This is a genomic window from Acetobacter sp. JWB, from assembly GCF_003323795.1.
GTDB classification, from domain to species: domain Bacteria; phylum Pseudomonadota; class Alphaproteobacteria; order Acetobacterales; family Acetobacteraceae; genus Acetobacter; species Acetobacter oryzifermentans.
The window spans coordinates 1,565,001-1,585,296 of record NZ_CP030871.1; the positions used below are offsets into that span (position 1 = coordinate 1,565,001).

The window sequence follows — 20,296 nt, forward strand, 5'->3', positions numbered from 1 at the left end:
CCAGCCCCGTCGCATCGGTCTGCTTTTTGAGTTGCTGGCTTTGTTCGCGCAAAATGGCCGTAATTTTCTTGAGCGGTAAAGATGAAAGCTCGGCAATATTGCGTCCTGCAAATAACACCTGAAGCGCTTCAACTTTAAGCTTCTGACCATGACACTCTGGGCACACGCTGCTAACCATGAACGATGCAGCCCGCGCCCGCATTTTAGCGCTTTGCGATTTGGTGAATGTGTTCAGCACATATTGGCGTGCACCGGTGAAGGTGCCGTTATAATCTGCGGGAACACCGTGCTTGATAGCTTCCAGCACTTGCGCATGCGTGCGACCGGGGTAAACGGGTTCTGTTGGGGTTTCCTTTGTGTAAAGTATCCAGTCCCGCGTGGCTTTGGGAAGATCTTTCCACGGAATATCTACATTCACACCACGCGTGATCAGAATATCCCGCAAATTTTGGCCCTGCCATGCAGTCGGCCATGCCGCAACGGCCCTTTGCCTGATACTGAGCGTATCATCCGGAACCAATGTTTTGTCTGTTACATCGTAAATACGCCCTAGCCCATGGCAGCGTGGACATGCCCCCATTGGCGTGTTCGACGAGAAATCTTCTGCCTCCAAACGGCTCATGCCAGCAGGATACGTGCCAGCCCGCGAATACAGCATGCGCAAGAGGTTTGAGAGTGTGGTCAGGCTGCCAACAGAAGATCGGCTGCTACTGCCTCCGCGCTGCTGTTGCAATGCTACGGCTGGGGGCAGGCCTTCTATGGTATCCACAACCGGCACTGGCATTTGATTAAACAGCCGACGTGCGTAAGGAGAAACAGATTCCAGATACCGACGCTGGGCTTCTGCATAAATTGTGCCAAATGCCAGCGAGGATTTGCCTGACCCTGAAACGCCGGTCATTACAACAAATTTATCGCGCGGCACAGAAACAGAAACGTTTTTCAGATTGTGTTCACGTGCCCCGCGGACGCAAATCATATCGGCTGGGCTGCTGGCAGAAGACTGTGTTTTCATGGGGGCATTATACGCCCCCTATTTCTGCCCTGTGGTATGGAAAAAAGAATAGGTGCCCTGCATATAGCGTTTTCTGGCGTTTAACGCGGCCAATCGGGCACTTATTAAAGCTTAAAGCGTATCCTCTGTTGGCCCATCAGAAAGCGCACCTTCCCATTTAGCCGAAATTGCAGCGGCATACCCATTGCCCAGCACATTGGTTGCTGTGCGCATCATATCCAGAAAATGATCAATACCCAGAATGAGCGCAATACCTGCTTCCGGCAGACCAAACTGAGGCAGCACAGCCACAAGCGTAACAAGTGAGGCTCGCGGTACGCCCGCAATACCCTTACTGCTTAGCATCATCACCAACAGCATCAGAAACTGCTGAGACCACGGCATATGGATGCCATAAGCCTGTGCAATAAAAATGGCCCCGAAAGACTGAAACAGAATGGAGCCATCCATATTGAAGCTGTACCCTAGCGGCAGCACAAAACCGCTGATCCGAGTAGGTACACCAAAATTTTCCAGCTTTTCAAGCAGCAGCGGATAAACAGATTCACTACTGGCCGTGGCAAAACCTAACAGCACAGGTTGCACAAGCTCGCTCACCAGCCTTTTAATGCTGCGCCCCAGAACCAGAAAAGCAATAAAGGTAAGAACGCCCCACTGCACAAAAATCGTGCCATAAAATTCTGCTAAAAACCGTCCAAAATGCAGCAACATGCCAGCGCCACTTTGCGCTACAGTGCCCATAATGGAGCCAAATACGGCTAGTGGCGCCAGCACCATCACCATGTCTGTCATACGCAGCATGATATGCGCCAGCTCTTCGGTCCATTTCAGCATGGTTTCACCGGCCTTGCCCGCTGCGGGCAAGGCCACACCAAACAGAACCGAGAATACCACGATCTGAAGAATATCATTGCGCGCCATGGCATCCATGACACTGGTTGGCACCACATGCAGTAAAAATTCAACAGGCTGAAAAGGATGCTTTAAGGATGAAATATCAGACGGCAGAGGCGCAGAAAACCCATGACCTGGCTGCAAAATATTGGCTGCAAACAAGCCAATAAGCAGCGAAATAAAGGACATGGTGATAAACCACAGCAAAACGCGCCCACCCACGCGCACCACCAAGGTATCGTCCCCCAGCTTGCCGATACCGCTTACCAATGTTGCAAATACCAATGGCGCAATAATCATGCGTATAAGCCGCAGGAAAAACCCTGTTAACAAGGTTGCCACCTGATGCGCAGCCGAAATATAGGCCGGAAACAGATCATGCACCGCAAGCCCGCACAGAATGCCAAGCACAAGGGCAATCAGGATAGCGTAGGTGCGCCGTTTGGTATTAGTAGGTGAAGCAACCTCTGCCATCTGTCATTCTTCTCCCTCTGGAGCATGAAACTTGTCAAAAAGAAGGCTCATATAGGGAAGAAGACGCAAGAGGTCAAAGCTGTAAGAATAAGCAAAATTATTTCTTAACCGTATCCTTTATTTAACAATATAAATGATTACCTGTCCGTTTTTTGGTAAATTCCTGATACAGACTATTCAGGTTTCAAAAGCCATACGCTCTCGGTAGCTGGCACACCGCCTTTTAGACCTCCTGCTACCGAAGTATTATCCCAACACGTTATGGCATAATCTGCCCCATAATACCGCTGAATATCTTGCTGGGTTACACTGAACGGTGGCCCCGCTATGCAAGACTGATCATAACCTAAAGTAACAAGAAGTTGCTCTACCTTGCCCGAAATATCTATCAGATGCTCTGCATAAGTTATACGCATGGCGGGCGGCAAGGCCACCAAAGCGGCCCGATCGTAAATTGCCTGCACGCAACCGAGTAATGCACGAGAGAGCGCGAAAATATCACCCACAAATATGCTTAGGTTTTCAGCCTTAAAGCACAGCATATTGGAGGCCACTTGAGATATTTGTGGCGTTATACCAAGTTCAGAAAAAAGCTGTTCTACCGCAATCTGGCTAAGCTCTACTCCAACCACCTTCATGCCACGTTGTAGGAGCCAATGAATATCCAGCGTTTTGCCACATAATGGCACAAAAATACGTGCGCCCTCCTTAAGCTCCAAAATAGGGAAATATTTGACCAAAAGCGGATTAACAGCGGAAAGATGAAAGCCAATTTGGTTTTTCTGCCATTTCATGTCCCAGAATTGTGCATCCATTTTGGCCTCTTTCTGCTATAAAATCATTTATGATAGGTTTTATGCTTAGTGCGTAAACAGCAAAGCGAACACCCTGTTTTTGCAGGATATTCGATCCTACACTCTGTATCAGAAAGTTGTCTCTTATGCGTAAACTTTATGTTTATGATCATTGCCCATTCTGCATTAAAGCCAGAATGATTTTTGGTCTCAAAAACATTCCTGTCGAGATTGTTGTTCTTCAAAATGATGATGAAGCAACACCCATAGGTATGATCGGCCAGAAAATGCTGCCCATTCTGGAAGAAAACGGGCACTATCTGGGGGAAAGTCTGGATATTATTGCGCAGATAGACCGGGAAGGAACACCTCTCCTTACAGTTCCTTCCCGGCCAGAAGTTTCTGATTGGATCAGCCGCTCCAGTTCGCTGCTGTATAGGCAGTTTTTGCCTCGCGCCGCAGCGGCCCCTTTCGCGGAGTTTTCCACCACATCTGGACGCGCATACTTTATTCGCAAAAAAGAGGCTTCAACTGGCCCATTCTGCACGATTTTTAATGAAGGCCCAGAGGCCCTTCTCCCGTTAAATGCATTGTTAGAAGATTTGGCCTCTCTCCTGCCTGAACCATCTGCTCTTCAGGGGGCGCTTTCTTATGATGATATTCATCTGTTTGCGCATCTGCACAGTTTTTCCATTATCAAAGGGCTTACCTATCCCGCTGCAGTAGAGAACTATAGGCAGGCTCTTTCCAAGCGTTCGGGCATTGCCTTGCTGGATGCTATAGCCGTCTGATTATAAAAAACTTTTCCTGTGTTACATTTTGTGAGAATTCATAATCATAAACACAGGAAAGGTTTGTATATAAATAAAAATGAAAAATAATACATGAGTATTTGTTTTATAAATTTATGATTTTAAAAAGTAATTTTTCAATTATTATAAAATTATATATTTATTTTCACATTTTATAATTACGCCATAATAATATATTGCAAAAATTTTCCGTTGAAAATTTTATCAGAAAATATTATCAAGGCAATGTTATGACAACTGGCATAAGGAGAGGCCTTTCCTTTAGAATTGTAATTCTTCCCTAACATCAAATGGTTTCGTTTTCTTGTGGTCTTTAGATGGGTGCCTGTTTTATATTATTGCAATAATATAAAACCATAATCTGTTTACTCTCAGATTTTTCCTTTTCTCCCATCTGGCAAGCAGATACATCCAGCTATCGCATAGTGCCGCAGACCCGCTGCGCTTTTTTCCCTCAGACACATGTCCTGAGGCTTTTTATGGTTAGAAGCCCCTATTGGCTCTTACCATTCAGGCGCGGACTTCCCTCCGAACCGTATTTTTCCACAAGATTCCGGAGTGAACGGCCATTTGGCATCACCCGGAGAATTGCAGTCAGCCAGCATATTCCGCACTTCGGTGGAATATCCCGTCAAAATGACGGTTGCCTGTGTAAAGAGGAGTATCTCCCCTTGAAACAGACAGACTCCCTGTCGCCTCCGCCTGCATCTTTTGCAGATCGTCTTGGAATTCCCGCGCCCCTGTTCTGGGGCTTTGTGGGGCTTCTGTTCTTCATGATCGGTGATGGTGTAGAAGCCGGTTACCTTGCCCCTTATCTGGAAGGGCATGGTACATCAGCCGGTAATACCGCACTTTTGTTCACTATTTACGGCGTTACTGTTTCTATCTCCGCATGGCTATCTGGCCCACTGTCTGATCTATGGGGCCCCAAGCGGGTAATGTGGATTGGCTTGGCGATCTGGGCCGTTTTTGAAGTTATCTTTCTGGCCTGTGGTGTTGCCGTTAACAGCTATCCCATTATGCTGCTGGCCTATTCCCTGCGTGGTTTAGGGTATCCGCTGTTCACCTACGGCTTTCTGGTCTGGATTGCTGCTGCCACGCCGCCGCGCCAGCTTGGTTCTGCAGCAGGCTGGTTCTGGTTTGCCTTTTCTGGTGGTCTGCCTACCTTGGGCTCTCTGTTCGCCAGCTTTGCCATCCCCGTTATCGGAGAAATGGCCACTTTCTGGTCTTCTCTGGGGATGGTTGTTTTTGGTGGCTTGCTGGCTCTGCTGCTTACGCGTGAACCCACAGGCTCTCAGCGTCTGGCAGCCCCTGGCACTCCAGCCAAGGAAATCTTCTTCAGTTCTATCAGTATTCTATGGCGCGAACCCAAAACCTTTGTGGCCATGGTGGTACGCACAATCAACACATCATCCGAATATGCGTTTCTGGTGATTATGCCGACCTTCTTTACCAAGGTTATTGGCTTTACGCTTTCTCAGTGGTTGCAGTTGCTGTCCATCGTGTTCCTGTCCAATATTCTGGTAAACCTGTTTTCCGGTATCTCAGCAGACAAATTCGGCCATCGCGAAGTTGTGGCTTTTGGTGGCGGCATTGGGGCAGCCATTATGGTGCCTGCTTTCTATTATGTGCCGCAGATGTTCCCCGGCAACTTTATGATTGCTGCTATTGTAGGCGCTTTGTATGGCGCTTCCTTAGCTGCTTTTGTGCCTCTGTCCGGTTTGGTGCCCCAGATTTGCCCGAAGGAAAAAGCTGCGGCTCTTTCAGCTCTTGGGCTGGGCGCTGGCGCCAGCACATGGGTTGGCCCGGCCATTGTAACGTGGTTTGAATCCTGGCACGGCGTTGAAGGTATTATCTGGATCTTCTCTGGTCTGTATGTTGCCTCTGCCCTGATGACCATGTGCCTGACCATTTCACCCGAAGCACGTCGTTACCTGAAAAAAATCTCCGAACGGGAGAAACAGAAACGCGCAGCCGCTGCCCGTGGTGATATTGCTGAAGAACTTTCCCTCAGCAAACAATCCTGAATCCGCTCTGCTTTATATGCAAAGCTGGCAAAAAGCCCCGTCCAGCAATGGATGGGGCTTTTTTTTATGTTCTGCAACACGCAGATGAATTACATCACGCAGCATGGCACCCAACACTCATCCCCTCCGGCGAGGCTGGACAACAGGCAGCTGCGCAACAGCCGCCGCAAAGGCAGCGTGGCTGATCCTAAACGGCCATTCGGCCCCGGCCTGCGTAAATATCACCCTTCCCTCCGGCCAACATGTTGGTTTCGCCATTGCCCGTACCGGTGGCACGCTAGAGGCACCTTTTGCTGAAGTTATTAAAGATGCGGGAGATGACCCCGATATCACGCATGGAGCGCTTATCCGTGCAACCGTCAAAGCTTTACCTGCTGGTTACGGCATCGCATTTCAAGCAGGCTCCGGTGTAGGCACTGTCACCCGCCCCGGCTTGCCGCTAGCGGTGGGGGAGCCAGCCATAAATCCAACACCTCGGGCCATGATCCGTGCAGCTTTAACCGAAGCAAATGCCGGTATCTGCCCAGATGCAGAGGTGAGTATCAGTGTAGAAAATGGAGAAAAACTGGCTGAACGTACGTTAAATAGTCGGCTAGGCATTCTGGGCGGTTTGTCCATTCTGGGCACAACCGGCATTGTAGTGCCTTTTTCATGCTCGGCATGGATTGAAAGCATCCATCGAGGAGTGGATGTTGCGCGCGCTGAAGGCTTGACTCATTTGGCAGGAAGCACCGGAAATGTTTCTGAAAAAGGCGTGCAGAAATTCTATAATCTGCCCGACAGTGCGCTTATTGAAATGGGGGATTTTGCTGGTGGCCTGTTAAAATACCTTCGCAAACATCCTGTGCCACACCTTACGATCTCTGGCGGTATCGCCAAAATGACCAAGCTTGGCCAAGGCTTTATGGACCTGCATTCTAAACGAGGCCCAGCAGACATGCGCCAGTTGGCTGCGCTTGTTCTCGCACATAACGGAAAACCCGATATAGCAGACACTATTGCGCGCAGCCCCACAGTAGCAGAGGCCTTTTTGCACGCAAGTCAGCAGGGTTTTCCGCTAGGCAACCTCATTGCCCGCTCGGCCTTGCAAACCGTTAAGGACGTTCTACACCCCGCCCCCATACAAGCCGATGTGCTGGTGTTTGACCGTGCAGGCAATCTGGTTGGGCAAGCCTGAAAGCTTAGTCTTGCCCGCGAAAACGCCGCCGATAATCAGGGTTATACAAAGCGCTTTCCCTAAAATCTTTATCCCCCAATACCCAGCCCACTATCACAAGTGCGGTGCGTTCTATGGGGTTTTCTTTTAATTTATTTACAATGTTAGCAAGTGTTCCGCGTAGCACAAGCTGATCTGGCCATGTCGCTCGGGCCACAATGGCTACCGGACAATCCGCCCCATAAAAGGGTGTCAGCTCTTCTACAATTCTATCCAGCGCATGCACTGCCAGATGAATAGCCAATGTAGCCCCTGTAGCGCCAAACGCTGCCAGCGTTTCTTTTTCTGGCATAGCGGAAGCACGCCCGTTTACACGCGTAAGCACCACACTTTGGGCAACGCCTGGTATGGTTAATTCCTGCCCTAATATGGAAGCCGCTGCCGCAAAGGCTGGTACGCCCGGTGTCATGCTCCACGGAATACCGTGCTTGTCCAAGCGGCGGATTTGCTCTGCCACAGCGCTATACACAGACAGATCACCTGAATGCAGGCGTGCCACATCCTGCCCTTGCTGATGGGCTTTTACGTATTCGGCTTCAATCTCGTCCAATGTCATGGGGGCTGTATCAACCTTACGCGCATCAGGCGGGCAGAATTGCAGCATTTCCGGCGGCACAATAGATCCTGCATACAAACATACTGGACAGGATGCCAAAATATCCCTTCCGCGTATGGTAAGCAGATCAGCTGCTCCGGGGCCTGCCCCTATAAAATGCACGGTCATTCAAATATCTCCTTCTGCCACGGCGCATGTCACACCACTCATGCTGCAACGCGGTACAATAAGTTTGCCCTGTGGGCCAGCCGCAACCAATGCACAGGCTTCAGATACCGAGGCCACGCCAGTATGCTGCATGCTACGGGCTGATACTGTCTGGCATTGCGCATTCATCTGCTGCATGACGGCAAGCTCTACCCAGATAATTCGGATATCCAGCCATTTTGCTGCCTGTAACGGCAGATTTTCTGTATGCCGAAATGCAGGCACAGCAAGAGCTGACAACTCTTTACCAAACTGCCGCGCCAAGGCGAGTTCAATACACGCCTGAGCCTGTGCTAAGATAGCCCTGCTGTTCCAGCCCATACCTAGAAATATCATGCGGTGCCGGGCTTTTGTGCAATCCATTGCGTTACCGGCATGGCAGGGCGGAAACCGTGCAGAGAACCTATCTTCTCTAACCGAGACACAGAGATACGCGTAAGCGTTCCACCCCACTCCTGCATAGCGCGTAGCAAGCGCGCTTCTGTTTCGGCCACCACGGCATTCACAACAATACGACCACCGGGTTTAAGAGCCTGCCATGCAGTTTCCAACACACCAGCACGGCTTGCACCTCCGCCAATAAAAATAGCATCAGGCTTTGGCAAATCTTCCATGCCTTCTGGCGCACGGGCTTGCCTTATATCTAGCCCCGGCACACCAAGAGCCACAGCATTGCGTGCAATGCGTGCAACCCGCTCTGGCTGCGCTTCAACACACACAGCGCGGCAGGAGGGAGATGCCAACATCCACTCAATACTGATGGAACCAGCTCCCCCCCCAATATCCCACAACAACTCCCCTGCCCGAGGCGCTAGGGATGACAGTGTAACAGCGCGAATTTCCCTCTTTGTAAGCTGGCCATCATGTTCGAAGCACGTATCGGGCAACCCATTGGTAAGGGGCAATGTGTGCGGAGCGCTTTGGGCATCTATTTCCAACCCGATCAGATTAAGCCGTTGTATCTTATCCGGCGCACCTTTGCTGGCGTAAAAACTGTGCATGGCTTCATGTGGGCCACCCAGCCGCTCCAGCACATGGCAGCGCGTTGCCCCTAACCCTTTATTACTAAGCCAGTTGGCCAAAACACGCGGCGTATTTTCATTAGCAGACAGTACAATCACACGGCCAGATGGCTGCAAAGCTGGATAAAGCTGCTCTATGGGGCGGCCACATAAAGAAATCACCCGGCAATCCTGCTCTGCCCACCCAAGCCGACTACATGCCAAAGCCACGGAAGATGGAGCTGGTAAGCACAGCATTTCCTGTGGTGGGATAGAACGCGCAAGTGTATTACCCACGCCAAAAAAGAATGGATTACCAGAGGCCAACACTACAGTTGGCGCACCCTTTCGGGCAAGAATAGCATCTATTCCGCGTTCAAAGGGTGTGGGCCAAGCAAGTGTTTTCCCCTGCACTAATGAAGCCGCCAGTTCCAAATGGCGAGCCCCTCCGACCACAAAAACCGCTTGTGTAAGAATGGAACGCGCAACAGGAGAAAGACCTTCCACACCATCTTCCCCAATCCCGATCAGGGTGAGCCACGGGGGGTGTGGCGCATGTTGGGGTTGCTCGGTCATTTATCCATTCCTTTTTTGGCACATACTTGCACGCTAATGGGCTGGGCTTTTACAACAGTTTTATTTTTTACGCTGTAAAGCTTGCCCGTATGCCTTCATCTTCCAATAATTTTCGCGTTCTTGTTCTCGGCGGCACCACAGAATCTTCTGCCTTGTGCCGTGATCTGGAGCAGACCCCCTCCATCAGTACCACGCTTTCCCTTGCCGGAGTAACCAAACAGCCGCATTTACCTACGCTATCCGTGCGGATTGGTGGCTTTGGAGGCGTTGATGGATTAAGCACATGGCTTAAAACACATGGCATCAGCGCGCTCATAGATGCCACCCACCCTTTTGCTGCCACTATGAGCCAACACGCCGCCACAGCCTGCGGCACTACGCAAACGCCACTGTTACGTCTTGAACGTCCTGATTGGCAGGAAATGCCAGGCGATAGATGGTTCCATGCAGCTAATCTGAAAGAAGCCGCCAGCCTGTTAGCCAATTCCCCAAAATGGAGAACAGCACCACAGCGCATTTTTTTAACAACAGGCCGTAAGGAATTAGCGCCGTTTAAAATTGCGCCCCAACATCATTACCTCATTCGCTCTATTGATGCGCCCGATCCTGCCTCCTTACCTCCAAATGCAACCATTCTGCTGGATCGCGGGCCTTTTGATGTGAACAGTGAAGCCAAGCTGATGCAGGATTACGGCATCACACTTCTGGTTTCCAAAAACTCTGGAGGCAGTGCTACATACCCCAAACTGGAAGCTGCACGCCTGTTGCGTATTCCCGTCCTGATGATTGACCGCCCAGTGGCCTGCCCTCATATCCCTACAGTAGAAACTGCCCAACAAGCCATGGCATGGTTACAGGCGCATCAAGCTGCATCAACCCGCCGTAAAGTATAGAACCACGGTTCACCATTGGGCCGATCCACCAAACGGCTGGCTTTACAACCTATCAGCACCAATGTGCTCATATCGGCCCATTCCGCATTGGCATCCTGCAGGGTGGAAAGCCGCACAGCTTCATCAGGTCGCCCAATGGCGCGCGCGAAAGCAACGGGAATAGTGGCTGGCAACACACCGCGCAAATGCTCCAATGCCTCACCCAACTGCCACGGGCGGGCATGAGACCGAGGATTATACAGCGCAATCACAAATCCAGCCTGTGCAGCCAACTGCAACCGTTCCAGCACGACATCCCAGGGCTTGAGGTTATCTGAAAGGGACATCACACAAAAATCCCCACCCAACGGGGCACCCAGCCGCGCAGCCGCAGCCAGAACAGCACTTAGGCCAGGAACAACGTTAATATCCAGCGCACGCCATTTATCTGGCCCTTGCTCCAATGCTTCAAACACAGCGCTGGCCATGCCAAATACGCCTGCATCTCCACCAGAAACAACTGCCACATGTCGCCCTTGCTCTGCCATTTCCAACGCATGACGAGCGCGATCAAGTTCTACCCTATTGTCTGAGGCATGACGAACAACATGCGAAGGGGCTTCTACCCGATTTACATACGGGCCATAGCCAACCAGATCTGTTGCTTGAGCTAAGGCCTGATCTGCCTGTGGCGTACGCTGGAGGCTATTACCTGGCCCTAACCCTATAATGGTAACGCTACCCTTCATCTCACACCTTTCCGACCCGGCAGCAGAACCAGCGAGAAATAAGGCACGTTATCTGCCTGCTCTTGCAAGGCACACATACGGGTATTTTCCTGCGTGCCGCGTTCAACATATACGGCATCTGCCAAACGCCCCGCTTTTTCCAGCGCCCGCTTGACCTGTGGCATATTACGGCCTGTTTTCATGATAACTGCGGCATCTGCCTGTTCCAGCCAGTTGGTCAGCTTTTCTTCTGGCAATGTGGCAGGGAGAACGCACAACACATCATCTCCGTGCGTTATGGGCAGATGTGCCTGTGTCCAGCAGCCATTCATAGCCATAATGCCGGGTACAATTTCGGTTTCAAAACCGGCTTTCAGCCGATCAAAAAGATACATGGCCGAACCATACAGAAAGGGGTCGCCCTCACATAACAGAACGATGTCCTGCCCTTTTTCCAGCCGTTGAGCCAGATTGCGCGCGCAGTTATCATAAAACTGGCTCATGCCACCATGATACGCCGGATTGGCAACGGAAACTTCTGTTGTGAATGGATATTCCAGCCGCAACTCCTCAGCATCGGGCGTAATATGTGCACGTGCAATAGTACGCGCATGGCCCGGCCTATCATGACGGCAGAAATACGCCACGACCTTTGCCGCCTGCACCAGCCGAACAGCCCTTACTGTCATGAGTTCGGGATCACCCGGGCCTACGCCAACAACCTGCAATTTGCCGCGTGTCATTTATTCACGCTCACAAGCCAGAGCATTTACAGCAGCCGCCGCCATGGCGCTGCCCCCCGGCCGACCGCGCACAACAAGCCAAGGCACATCCTTGCGGAGGGAAAGAGCTTCCTTAGATTCCATGGCCCCCACAAAACCTACCGGCAGCCCGATAATGGCCGCAGGGTACGGTGCGCCTGCATCCAACATTTCCAGCAAGTGGAAGAGTGCTGTCGGTGCATTGCCAATTGCAACCACTGCTCCAGCCAGCTTTTCACCCCACAAATTCAGCGCTGCGGCTGAGCGGGTGTTGCCAATCTGACGCGCCAATTCCGGGGTGCGACTATCGCGCAGCGTGCAGGTTACGGCATTATCAGCAGGCAGTCGCGCCCGCGTAACCCCATGCGCCACCATTTCGGAATCACACAAAACATCGCAGCCTTTTTTCAGAGCCGTGCGGGCAGCCGTAACAAAATCAGCCGTCATGCTAACAGATTGCGCCATTTCCACCATGCCGCAGGCATGAATAATACGTACGACAACCTGCGCTTCTTCCGGCGCAAAGGCAGACAGATCGGCTTCCGCCCGAATGGTCGCGAAGGAGCGTTCGTAAATAGCTGCTCCATCCTTGATATACTCATACGCGGCCATTCATTATCCTTTCCTGTGGCTTGGTGCCTATAAAATAGTCTTCGACTGCTGTGTCATCTGGGAAAAAGCGCATGACAGGCCCCGATGTCGTGCCATTGTGGATGAGCCCATAGCCATTTTGGGCGGCAACAACCGTCCAGCTTGCTTTTGCAGGGTGCGCACAGCCTTTACTGCATCCAGATACATGCAGGCTTTCCCCTGCCCCCAAACTATGCACCAGTGTTTTTGCCAATGCTTGTGTTGCACCTTCTGCTTGCGCACATCCTGCATTTCCCATGCAGGCAGAAACTCGTAAAATAGGATTGGTGCTTGTATCCACCATATCCGCCACATGCGGCGCGTACGGCATACCGTGCAGAATAATACTGTGCCACGGCGTAAGCCGCAGGATGCCATCTCCGTTTCGTGCATGATGCGCGCAGCTACGCAGCATAGTGGATGTTAAAATGCCTAATGGCGCATTAAGGGCATATAAGGCAGAACCTATTGAGCCTGCTAATAAAGCCGGATCCGGCACGACTGCACTCGTAACTTCTGCTGGATAATAAGGCTGATGAATGGCCTGAAAGAGCATTTTACCCGTTGATGGGTACCGTGCTGGCCGCTTACCTTCCGGGATGGCGGTAAAAGCCGCGGCCAGCTTTACAGCCAATTCAACTATGGTCTGAATTGGGGCAGCTTTGCTTTTCTGATTGCCACATACAACAGACCACAACCCCGCCCCATTGGCTTGCAACGTGATATCTGCCTTCAACAACCCAACAGTAAACAGCCCTCCGCCATCTACGGCAAAGCCAAACTTATCCGGCAATACGGAAAGATTATCGGCATGGCACAAGGCCATGCGCAAAGCTGCGGCACATTCCAACGTATCTGGAGCACAGGATCGATCACACCCCGCCAAAGGGGATACCAATAACGCCAAGCGCTTTTCATGCTCAGGATTGGCCATACCTAAACCTGCCAGAACGGCCAGTTCGGGAAAACGCAAGGCGTTGTTATGAGAGAACCCACGTAATTGCAAGCTGGCGCGGTTGGTAAGGCAGATCAGCCCATTGCCTTCACGCTCTGCAATCTGTGCCAGAAAAACAGCCTGCGCCGCAGTTATCCGGCCCAATGGTGGCCTTACACGCACCAACCAGCCATCTTTGGCTTGCATGGGGGCAAACAGACCCGGACACCACCCTTTAACCTCTGGCGGCGTAAAACGCTGTGTCACGCTATCTGCCTCCTTTCTTGGCTGCGGCGGATACAAAATCTCTCTTCACGGTCGTCCTGTTACGCAACACAAGCCTTGCTTGTCAAAAAGCCAAACGTACTTCCATATTTAAGAGAGAGGTAGCCTGTAGCATTACGTGAGCCAGCAGCAATCTGTGTTATGAAAGACAGATGACCATAACATCTCCTCTTTCCATCCGCTTGGGCTTGATAGCAGGTTTGTTTTTTGCCGGATCAAGCATTTACTCTACCCGCGCCTGTGCAAATGAAACCCTCACGCTGGATGCAGCCGCACAGGCCACGTATGCGTTGGTGAAACAGATAGGTGAACAGCGCTTTACTGCGCCAGACTTTCGCCCCGGCACTGTGCGGCATATGGTGATGTTTCAATTCCGCACCACAGCAACTGCTGCCGAAAGGCAGGAAGTCACACGTCGTTTTCTGGAACTGGCGACACACTCACGCCGACCGAATGGCAAACCGGTTGTTGCCAACTTGGAATCTGGGCCACAAAATAGTGGTGAAAATGCAGATCACGGGCTGGATTATGGGTATCTTGTTACCTTCCGTTCAGAAGGTGATCGTAATTACTATGTAGGTCGCCCGATTGTACACACGAGCGGATGTTTTGACCCCGCGCATGATGCCTTTAAAAAATTTGCTGCACCATTTCTGGCCAATGTGGTGGTTTTTGATTTTACCGTAAAATGAAGGGGAGAGAAAAACCCCTCCCCACTCCGTTAAGGCTTAAATATTTAGTATTCAGGCCCCGGCAACGCCTTCTCCCACCATATCAAGTGGGTTTACCACCTTGTCGAAAGTAGCTGCATCTACGTAACCAGATTTAAGGGCCGCATCCTTGAGGGAAAGATCATGCTCCATGGCAATGTGCGCAATTTCCGCAGCCTTGTCATAGCCAATAACAGGGGCCAAAGCGGTAACGAGCATAACGGACCCACCCACATTCTGCTTGAGCCGCTTTTCGTTTAGTTGCGTACCTTCAACAGAAAAAATGCGGAAGTTATGGCAGCCATCGGCCAAAATACGGATACTGGCAAGACAGTTGGCCAGTATTACCGGCCGCATAACATTCAGATCCAACTGGCCCTGACTAGCCGCAAAAGCAATGGTGTTATCATTCCCCAACACCTGCGTTGCAATCATCACCATTGCTTCACATTGGGTGGGATTCACTTTGCCGGGCATGATAGAAGAGCCAGGTTCATTTTCGGGCAGATGCAGTTCACCTAACCCGCAACGTGGGCCGGAGGCCAGCCAGCGCATGTCGTTGGCAATTTTCAGCAATGGCACCGCCAGGCCGCGCAAACCCGCAGATGTTCTGGCCATGGCATCCAACCCACTTAACGCAGCAAATTTGTTAGGCGCCGTAACAAATGGCTGCTTTGTTAGCTCTGCTATACGCGCAGCTATAGCTTTGCTGAAACCTACTGGCGCATTCAGCCCCGTGCCAACAGCAGTACCCCCGGCAGCAAGCTCGAACAAAGCTTCACGATCTTTACGCAGGCCACAAAGCGCATCTTCTAGCATTTGCACCCAGCCAGACCATTCCTGCCCTACTGTTAAAGGTACAGCATCTTGTAAATGGGTGCGGCCAATTTTAACAACGTCCATCCATTGTTCGGCCTTTTGCCGTAAAGCTTCTATAAGCTTTTCTACGCTGGGCAAAAGTCGGTTTTCAATTTCCAGCAATGTGACAACATGCATGGCCGTTGGGAATGAATCGTTGCTGGATTGGCCCATGTTCACATCATCATTGGGATGGATGGGTGTTTTAGAGCCAATTTTGCCACCTACAAGCTGAATGGCACGGTTTGCAATAACCTCATTCACATTCATATTTGTTTGGGTGCCAGACCCTGTCTGCCAAACAAACAGCGGAAAATGTGCATCCAGCTTACCTGCTGTAACTTCATCTGCAACCGTAGCTATCAGATCTGCCTTCCATTGCGGCATACGCCCTTCTGCCGCGTTCACCAACGCAGCCGCTTTTTTAACAATGCCATATGCATGATACAGCGGTAGAGGCATACGCTCTGTGCCAATGGAAAAATGCACCAGACTGCGCTGGGTTTGTGCTCCCCAGTATTTGTCTGCCGGAACATCTATGGTTCCCATTGAATCCCGTTCCTGCCGGACACCTGTGGCCTGAATGCCTACAGGACAAAAACGAATTTGCGGATTATTGCTCATGATACATGACCTCCCTGCTGGCTCGTGACGTTCAGCCAGCTTTCTGGTTTGAGCAGCATAGACCTCTTCCGCATCTAAAAATGAGGCCACGCCCATCACATTTAGACGATGATGATTTTCAACCAGATATTTATAAGATTTTTGAAATTTACTTATATATATCGTTTCACTAACTCCTTTACTAAGTAAGGGCTAGAAAAACCAAGATGCATTTCTGCTATGAATTTGGCCACTTCATAGACTTGCTATCGCCAAATGTTTATTCTACACGCTTTGTTTACATCATTCAAAAGGGCGTGACATATTGCGCCCTCATGAACTTGGCTCAATGCATGATTCCATAAAAAATTATCATGCAAATAATTTCATCGTGCAATGGTACAGCATTCAACATGCACATACCGTGGGAAATATGAGAAAACTGTTACTGACAGGGAGCGTATTTACCTGCACCATACTGCTTTCTGCCCCCGCTCTGGCAGATGATGCGCAGGAACTGGCAGCCATTAAGGCGGAAATGCGCCGGTTGGCTGCGCAGGTGGAAGCAATTGAATCCCGTCAGGCCAAGCGGCATACAGGCACCTCTGCCCCCGCTCGTAATGTTGCCCATAGCGCCAATACACCTGCAAGCGCACATACTGGCAATAAGCTTGCCACTGCTTACGCAAATCAAGCAGATCGGGAAGATCCTTCCATCCGCTTCTCACCAGATGAGGCCCCAGTTAAAACTGCCTCCAATACGCAAGGCGGAACTGCAAAAAACGGTGTGAACTTTAAGTGGCTGCCCGGAGCCACTAGCTCTGACTTACCCTCTGGCGCAGATGCAGAAGAAAAAAGCCATTCCTCAATCGATCTTTCATCTTCCAGCCCTACTGCCATTACGCAAACAGAAGTTGATAGATTACCGCCCATTTTCAGTATTGGTGGCATATCTGTAAAGCTGGGTGGCTTTATAGATATGTCCAATATCTGGCGTAGTTCCAACATGACCAGCGGTCCGGCAACGGGCTGGGGCAATTTTCCTTATGCCAACAGCCCCAACCATGGGTTGTCTGAAGAACGGCTTTCTGCTCAGCTCAGCCGCCTGTCTATTTTAATGGAAGCTAACCCCAGCAAGTCTTCCCGCTTGCAGGCTTATGTTGAAAGTGATTTTGCGGGTTCTGGCAGCACAACCAACAGCGTGCAAATTAACGGCTACACGCCGCGTCTGCGGCAAGGTTACTTTACGTTCACCCAAAAGGATTGGGGCTTACATATTCTTATGGGGCAAGCATGGAGCTTGGCTACAAACTACGCCAAAGGCATTATTCCCCGCCAAGAAGAATTGCCCGCAGTTACAGATAACAACCAATTGCCCGGTATTGTCTTTACACGCGTACCTCAAATCCGAATTGGCAAGGACTGGAATCAGAAATACTGGCTTGGCCTTTCTATTGAAGACCCTCAGGCGACCGTTGGTTTCTCTTCCACTGTCAGTTCTGGCAGCACCATTCCTGCTGCGCGGGGGCAAGCAGAAGGTGCGCGTGTTTACTATGCCAATACCGGGGGAATGCTGCTAAACGCAGCCACAAATTACTCTTACAACCCTGTTCCAGATATGATTCTGAAGGCAGCGGCAGATACATCCTTCGGTCATTATGAAGTGTTCGGCCTTGCGCGCTGGTTCCGCTCTCTTGCTGTGGAGCCGGGAACAACAACAACCAAAAAGCATACCCATTTTGGTGGCGGCGTAGGTGCTGGTATGACAGCCCCCTTGGGCACGAACCGCCTACACCTTACCGGCGATGTTCTGGCTGGTGATGGCATTGGCCGTTATGGACCAACCCAGATACCAGATACAACATTCAACGGCCGTGGGCAGCTTACGCCTGTTCCCGAAATTATGGGCTCACTCGGCTTGGTGGGGCACCCCAATTCTTCCGTGCTGCTTTACACTTATGGGGGTGTAGAAGCTTCTGGTCGCAAACGTTATATTGGCGCAGATGGCAAGCAATATGGTTACGGCGTAAACGATCTGGATCTGGCTGGGTGCGATGTGGAATTTGGAGTATGCAGTGCGCAAACACACACCCTTGCCTCCTTTACCGCTGGCGGCTGGTGGCACTTTTTGCAAGGCCGTTACGGAAGCATGATGGCAGGCTTGCAATATACCTTTGTGCGCAAGTTCGCCTTTAAGGGTAATGACGGGCATGGCGATAGCGTAGACCCGGCAACATCAGGCAACACAGTTTACGTAACTTTCCGGTACTTCCCGTTCCAGTAAAGACTTTTAGTTAATTCCAAAACCCTTCATCTTGCGGTAAAGTGTTGCACGGCTAATTCCCAAACCACGTGCAGCCTGCGTAACATTTCCCTGAGAAACCGCCAAAGCGGAGCGGATAACGTTTTCTTCCGCCTTTTGGAAACTTATTTCCGAACCCTCTTCCAGTTCGGTTAACAGGTTGGGATGTTGGGCAATAGTTTGATCTGTCCAGCCCATCCATTCACGCGCTGCATGCGTGGCACCTGTAATCTCCCCTTGGTCGTTAATAGAAACCAAAGGTGCTGAGCACCCCCTTACAGAACCCAAGGTAAGTATTTTTTGCCCTGCATAACTGTTACGGAAAAGCTGTTCTTCAATACGCCGGCCAGATTGCGCAAGTGTTTCCATTAGCAGTTTGTCAATAGGCTGGACTGTTTTGCCATTCATGGAGGCAAGGTTTAGGGCTCCTGCAACACGCCCCTGTGCATCGAATATCGGCACAGCATAACTAATCAGCAAGGAAAAACAAAAGCGCCAATGCGCGCCTCGCCCCAGAAAAACTGGGCATCTATCCTCTACGCATGTGCCAATACCATTAGTGCCTGCTATCTCTTCGCTCCAGATGGCGCCTTCACGCAGATTAAGGCGGCGGCAAACGGAAAGGTGTGTTTCATCTGCGCAGCGTGCCAGAATCATGGCGTTTGGATCGGCCAACAATACCATAAGCCCCAAACCTTGCACCAAAGTAAAAAGGTGCTGCATTTCTTCCGAAGCTTGGCGCAAAAGCAATGCGGACCGGCTGCTAACATGCCGAAATTCTGCACCACACAGAACGTCTGCCTTCCATTTTTGGGAAGGATCAAGCTGGTAGGATGTCTCGCAACGTATCCAAGATTTCTGTACTGTTTCTTCCGGGCTTTCTGCTTTGGAAACAGTGTGTTGAGAAAAAGGCCGTATATTCATCGCGAGGGCTCTACCATATCCGGCAAGGACATATTAAAGGCTTTTCTAACGTTGCTTTTCTCTTATACATAAAAAATATAACTCTCATAGGGATATTGTGTATTTTATTTTTTACCTATCCTCTCCAAGTAAACTTTTTGTTATTCAAAAACAAAGCCTACTGCCAGAGGTAAACAAACTTTACGTAATAGGCATTCGTTTCTGGTGTATTTCGCCCTTCAAGAGAATGCGAGTAGCGGGCTGTTAGCGAAAAGTGCTGGTTAATATTATACATAAGCCCCGGGCCCAGAGCGATTTCACGGCTGTTAGAATTATCCAGATACTGACGTAGCGTATTATCGCGCGTTCCTGTTACATTCTGCCAGTCAAATGCAAGAAATGGCTCGAACTTCTTGGTCGCTTTCCAGCTAAATCGCAAGTTGGTGTAAAACACCACGCCGGGTGAATAGCTATGCTGGTCTTTTTGATGTTTTGTAGACCCAACAACCGTGCCGGCATCACCATCAAAACTGAAGTGTTTCCATTCATAATCAAATATTAAACTGGATATATTTGACCAATAATTTGTAGATGTTGCATCTCTTGTGCCATATGGCGTTTGCATAAAGGTTTGTATACCAAAAGTACTGTGCTTATTGGGCTTAAACCATGCTGCTGGCCCAACAATAGTAGGCCCTAGCCCACCGTAATTTGTGCCATCTGCCAGTTTGTAGCTTTCGGTTTGGATCAACTCAAAAGCAAATCCGACATGAGGAATGGCCTCAAAACTACGAAAGTGCACATATTTTGTCATACCCGACCATGTATGGCTGCCGCCAGTTGGCGTACGCTGTCCACCACTTCCGTAACTATGGCCTGCGGCGTTTCCATCACCATACTGCACCAGCACGTTAAATGGCTTGAAATCCACAGGTAGGTCATATTCATGGGGGCCAATAATGCCCAACGTGATATCCGCAGCTCGCGCAGGAACTACGTGACACACAATCACTGTAGGCATGACGAAACGCACGAGGGAAAGCAGACGCTCCCCGCCTTCTATCAAACGCATCTGAATATTCCGATAAGCAACAATAACAATCAAATAAACGCGTGATGCGGGGTTCCAGATAAACTG

General features: G+C 50.5%; 19 protein-coding genes (1 of these 19 running past the window's edge). 6 read left to right on the top strand and 13 right to left on the bottom strand.

Features of this window, described 5'->3' with window-relative positions; all coding sequences use genetic code 11:
- The 3 genes from DS739_RS07480 to tmpT form a co-directional block, all read right to left on the bottom strand.
- On the bottom strand, window positions 1-1,015 hold the 5' portion of the coding sequence (locus tag DS739_RS07480) for an excinuclease ABC subunit UvrA (RefSeq protein ID WP_006117158.1). Its footprint begins 1,499 nt before the window's first position; 1,015 of the gene's 2,514 nt are visible here — the first part of the coding sequence; its start codon is at window positions 1,013-1,015; the stop codon falls past the left edge of the window.
- A gap of 111 nt (window positions 1,016-1,126) precedes the next feature.
- A complete protein-coding gene (locus DS739_RS07485; RefSeq protein WP_006117159.1) occupies window positions 1,127-2,383 on the bottom strand; it encodes a dicarboxylate/amino acid:cation symporter in 1,257 nt (418 codons plus the stop codon).
- Window positions 2,384-2,556: 173 nt separating this feature from the next.
- Window positions 2,557-3,198 (bottom strand): thiopurine S-methyltransferase, encoded by a 642-nt coding sequence (gene tmpT, locus DS739_RS07490; protein ID WP_006117160.1) that lies wholly within the window; start codon window positions 3,196-3,198, stop codon window positions 2,557-2,559.
- A 125-nt stretch (window positions 3,199-3,323) separates the two neighbouring features.
- Between tmpT and grxB the strand changes: the two genes are divergently transcribed.
- From grxB to DS739_RS07505, 3 genes are all read left to right on the top strand, one after another.
- Window positions 3,324-3,968, top strand: a complete 645-nt coding sequence (gene grxB, locus DS739_RS07495; protein WP_035350738.1) for a glutaredoxin 2 — start codon at window positions 3,324-3,326, stop codon at window positions 3,966-3,968.
- A 692-nt stretch (window positions 3,969-4,660) separates the two neighbouring features.
- The gene (locus tag DS739_RS07500) at window positions 4,661-6,016 is read left to right on the top strand and encodes an MFS transporter (RefSeq protein WP_035350741.1); all 1,356 of its coding nucleotides are present in this window, start codon (window positions 4,661-4,663) and stop codon (window positions 6,014-6,016) included.
- A 103-nt stretch (window positions 6,017-6,119) separates the two neighbouring features.
- Window positions 6,120-7,193, top strand: coding sequence for a cobalt-precorrin-5B (C(1))-methyltransferase (locus DS739_RS07505; RefSeq protein ID WP_035350744.1), 1,074 nt, complete (start codon window positions 6,120-6,122; stop codon window positions 7,191-7,193).
- A 4-nt stretch (window positions 7,194-7,197) separates the two neighbouring features.
- Here the strand turns inward: DS739_RS07505 and cobM are convergent, their stop codons facing one another.
- The 3 genes from cobM to DS739_RS07520 are packed head-to-tail and all read right to left on the bottom strand — an operon-like array spanning window position 7,198 to window position 9,572.
- Entirely contained in the window at window positions 7,198-7,956 is a 759-nt protein-coding gene (gene cobM, locus DS739_RS07510; protein WP_006117164.1) for a precorrin-4 C(11)-methyltransferase, read from the bottom strand.
- Entirely contained in the window at window positions 7,957-8,331 is a 375-nt protein-coding gene (locus tag DS739_RS07515) for a cobalamin biosynthesis protein (RefSeq protein WP_035350747.1), read from the bottom strand.
- Window positions 8,328-9,572 carry a bifunctional cobalt-precorrin-7 (C(5))-methyltransferase/cobalt-precorrin-6B (C(15))-methyltransferase gene (locus DS739_RS07520; protein WP_006117166.1) on the bottom strand — a complete coding sequence of 415 codons (1,245 nt, stop codon included), beginning with the start codon at window positions 9,570-9,572 and terminating at the stop codon, window positions 8,328-8,330. Before DS739_RS07520 ends, DS739_RS07515 begins: the two co-directional genes overlap by 4 nt.
- 89 nt (window positions 9,573-9,661) lie before the next feature.
- Between DS739_RS07520 and DS739_RS07525 the strand changes: the two genes are divergently transcribed.
- Window positions 9,662-10,465: a cobalt-precorrin-6A reductase gene (locus tag DS739_RS07525; protein WP_035350785.1), complete on the top strand. Its 804-nt coding sequence runs from the start codon at window positions 9,662-9,664 to the stop codon at window positions 10,463-10,465.
- Here the strand turns inward: DS739_RS07525 and cobJ are convergent.
- From cobJ to DS739_RS07545, 4 genes are read right to left on the bottom strand one after another with little or no spacing between them, the layout of a single operon-like run.
- Complete coding sequence (gene cobJ, locus DS739_RS07530; RefSeq protein ID WP_006117168.1) at window positions 10,435-11,193, bottom strand: precorrin-3B C(17)-methyltransferase; 759 nt, start codon at window positions 11,191-11,193, stop codon at window positions 10,435-10,437. The genes DS739_RS07525 and cobJ overlap by 31 nt on opposite strands.
- Window positions 11,190-11,915: a precorrin-2 C(20)-methyltransferase gene (locus tag DS739_RS07535; protein WP_006117169.1), complete on the bottom strand. Its 726-nt coding sequence runs from the start codon at window positions 11,913-11,915 to the stop codon at window positions 11,190-11,192. The genes cobJ and DS739_RS07535 overlap by 4 nt, the downstream gene beginning before the upstream one ends.
- Window positions 11,916-12,545: a precorrin-8X methylmutase gene (locus DS739_RS07540; RefSeq protein WP_006117170.1), complete on the bottom strand. Its 630-nt coding sequence runs from the start codon at window positions 12,543-12,545 to the stop codon at window positions 11,916-11,918. It abuts the gene before it with no gap.
- Window positions 12,532-13,764 (bottom strand): cobalamin biosynthesis protein CobG, encoded by a 1,233-nt coding sequence (locus DS739_RS07545; RefSeq protein WP_035350789.1) that lies wholly within the window; start codon window positions 13,762-13,764, stop codon window positions 12,532-12,534. The genes DS739_RS07540 and DS739_RS07545 overlap by 14 nt, the downstream gene beginning before the upstream one ends.
- Before the next feature lie 170 nt (window positions 13,765-13,934).
- Between DS739_RS07545 and DS739_RS07550 the strand changes: the two genes are divergently transcribed.
- Entirely contained in the window at window positions 13,935-14,474 is a 540-nt protein-coding gene (locus DS739_RS07550; RefSeq protein ID WP_006117172.1) for a Dabb family protein, read from the top strand.
- Window positions 14,475-14,525: 51 nt separating this feature from the next.
- Here the strand turns inward: DS739_RS07550 and fumC are convergent, their stop codons facing one another.
- On the bottom strand, window positions 14,526-15,974 hold the full coding sequence (fumC, locus tag DS739_RS07555; RefSeq protein ID WP_035350750.1) for a class II fumarate hydratase: 1,449 nt from the start codon (window positions 15,972-15,974) through the stop codon (window positions 14,526-14,528).
- 328 nt (window positions 15,975-16,302) lie between these two features.
- Here fumC and DS739_RS07560 point away from each other — a divergent pair, with 328 nt between their 5' ends.
- Entirely contained in the window at window positions 16,303-18,237 is a 1,935-nt protein-coding gene (locus tag DS739_RS07560) for a hypothetical protein (protein WP_035350754.1), read from the top strand.
- Window positions 18,238-18,243: 6 nt separating this feature from the next.
- Here the strand turns inward: DS739_RS07560 and DS739_RS07565 are convergent, their stop codons facing one another.
- Complete coding sequence (locus DS739_RS07565) at window positions 18,244-19,179, bottom strand: helix-turn-helix domain-containing protein (RefSeq protein WP_006117175.1); 936 nt, start codon at window positions 19,177-19,179, stop codon at window positions 18,244-18,246.
- A 157-nt stretch (window positions 19,180-19,336) separates the two neighbouring features.
- The gene (locus DS739_RS07570) at window positions 19,337-20,230 is read right to left on the bottom strand and encodes a transporter (protein ID WP_035350792.1); all 894 of its coding nucleotides are present in this window, start codon (window positions 20,228-20,230) and stop codon (window positions 19,337-19,339) included.
- Between the last annotated feature and the right edge of the window lie 66 nt (window positions 20,231-20,296).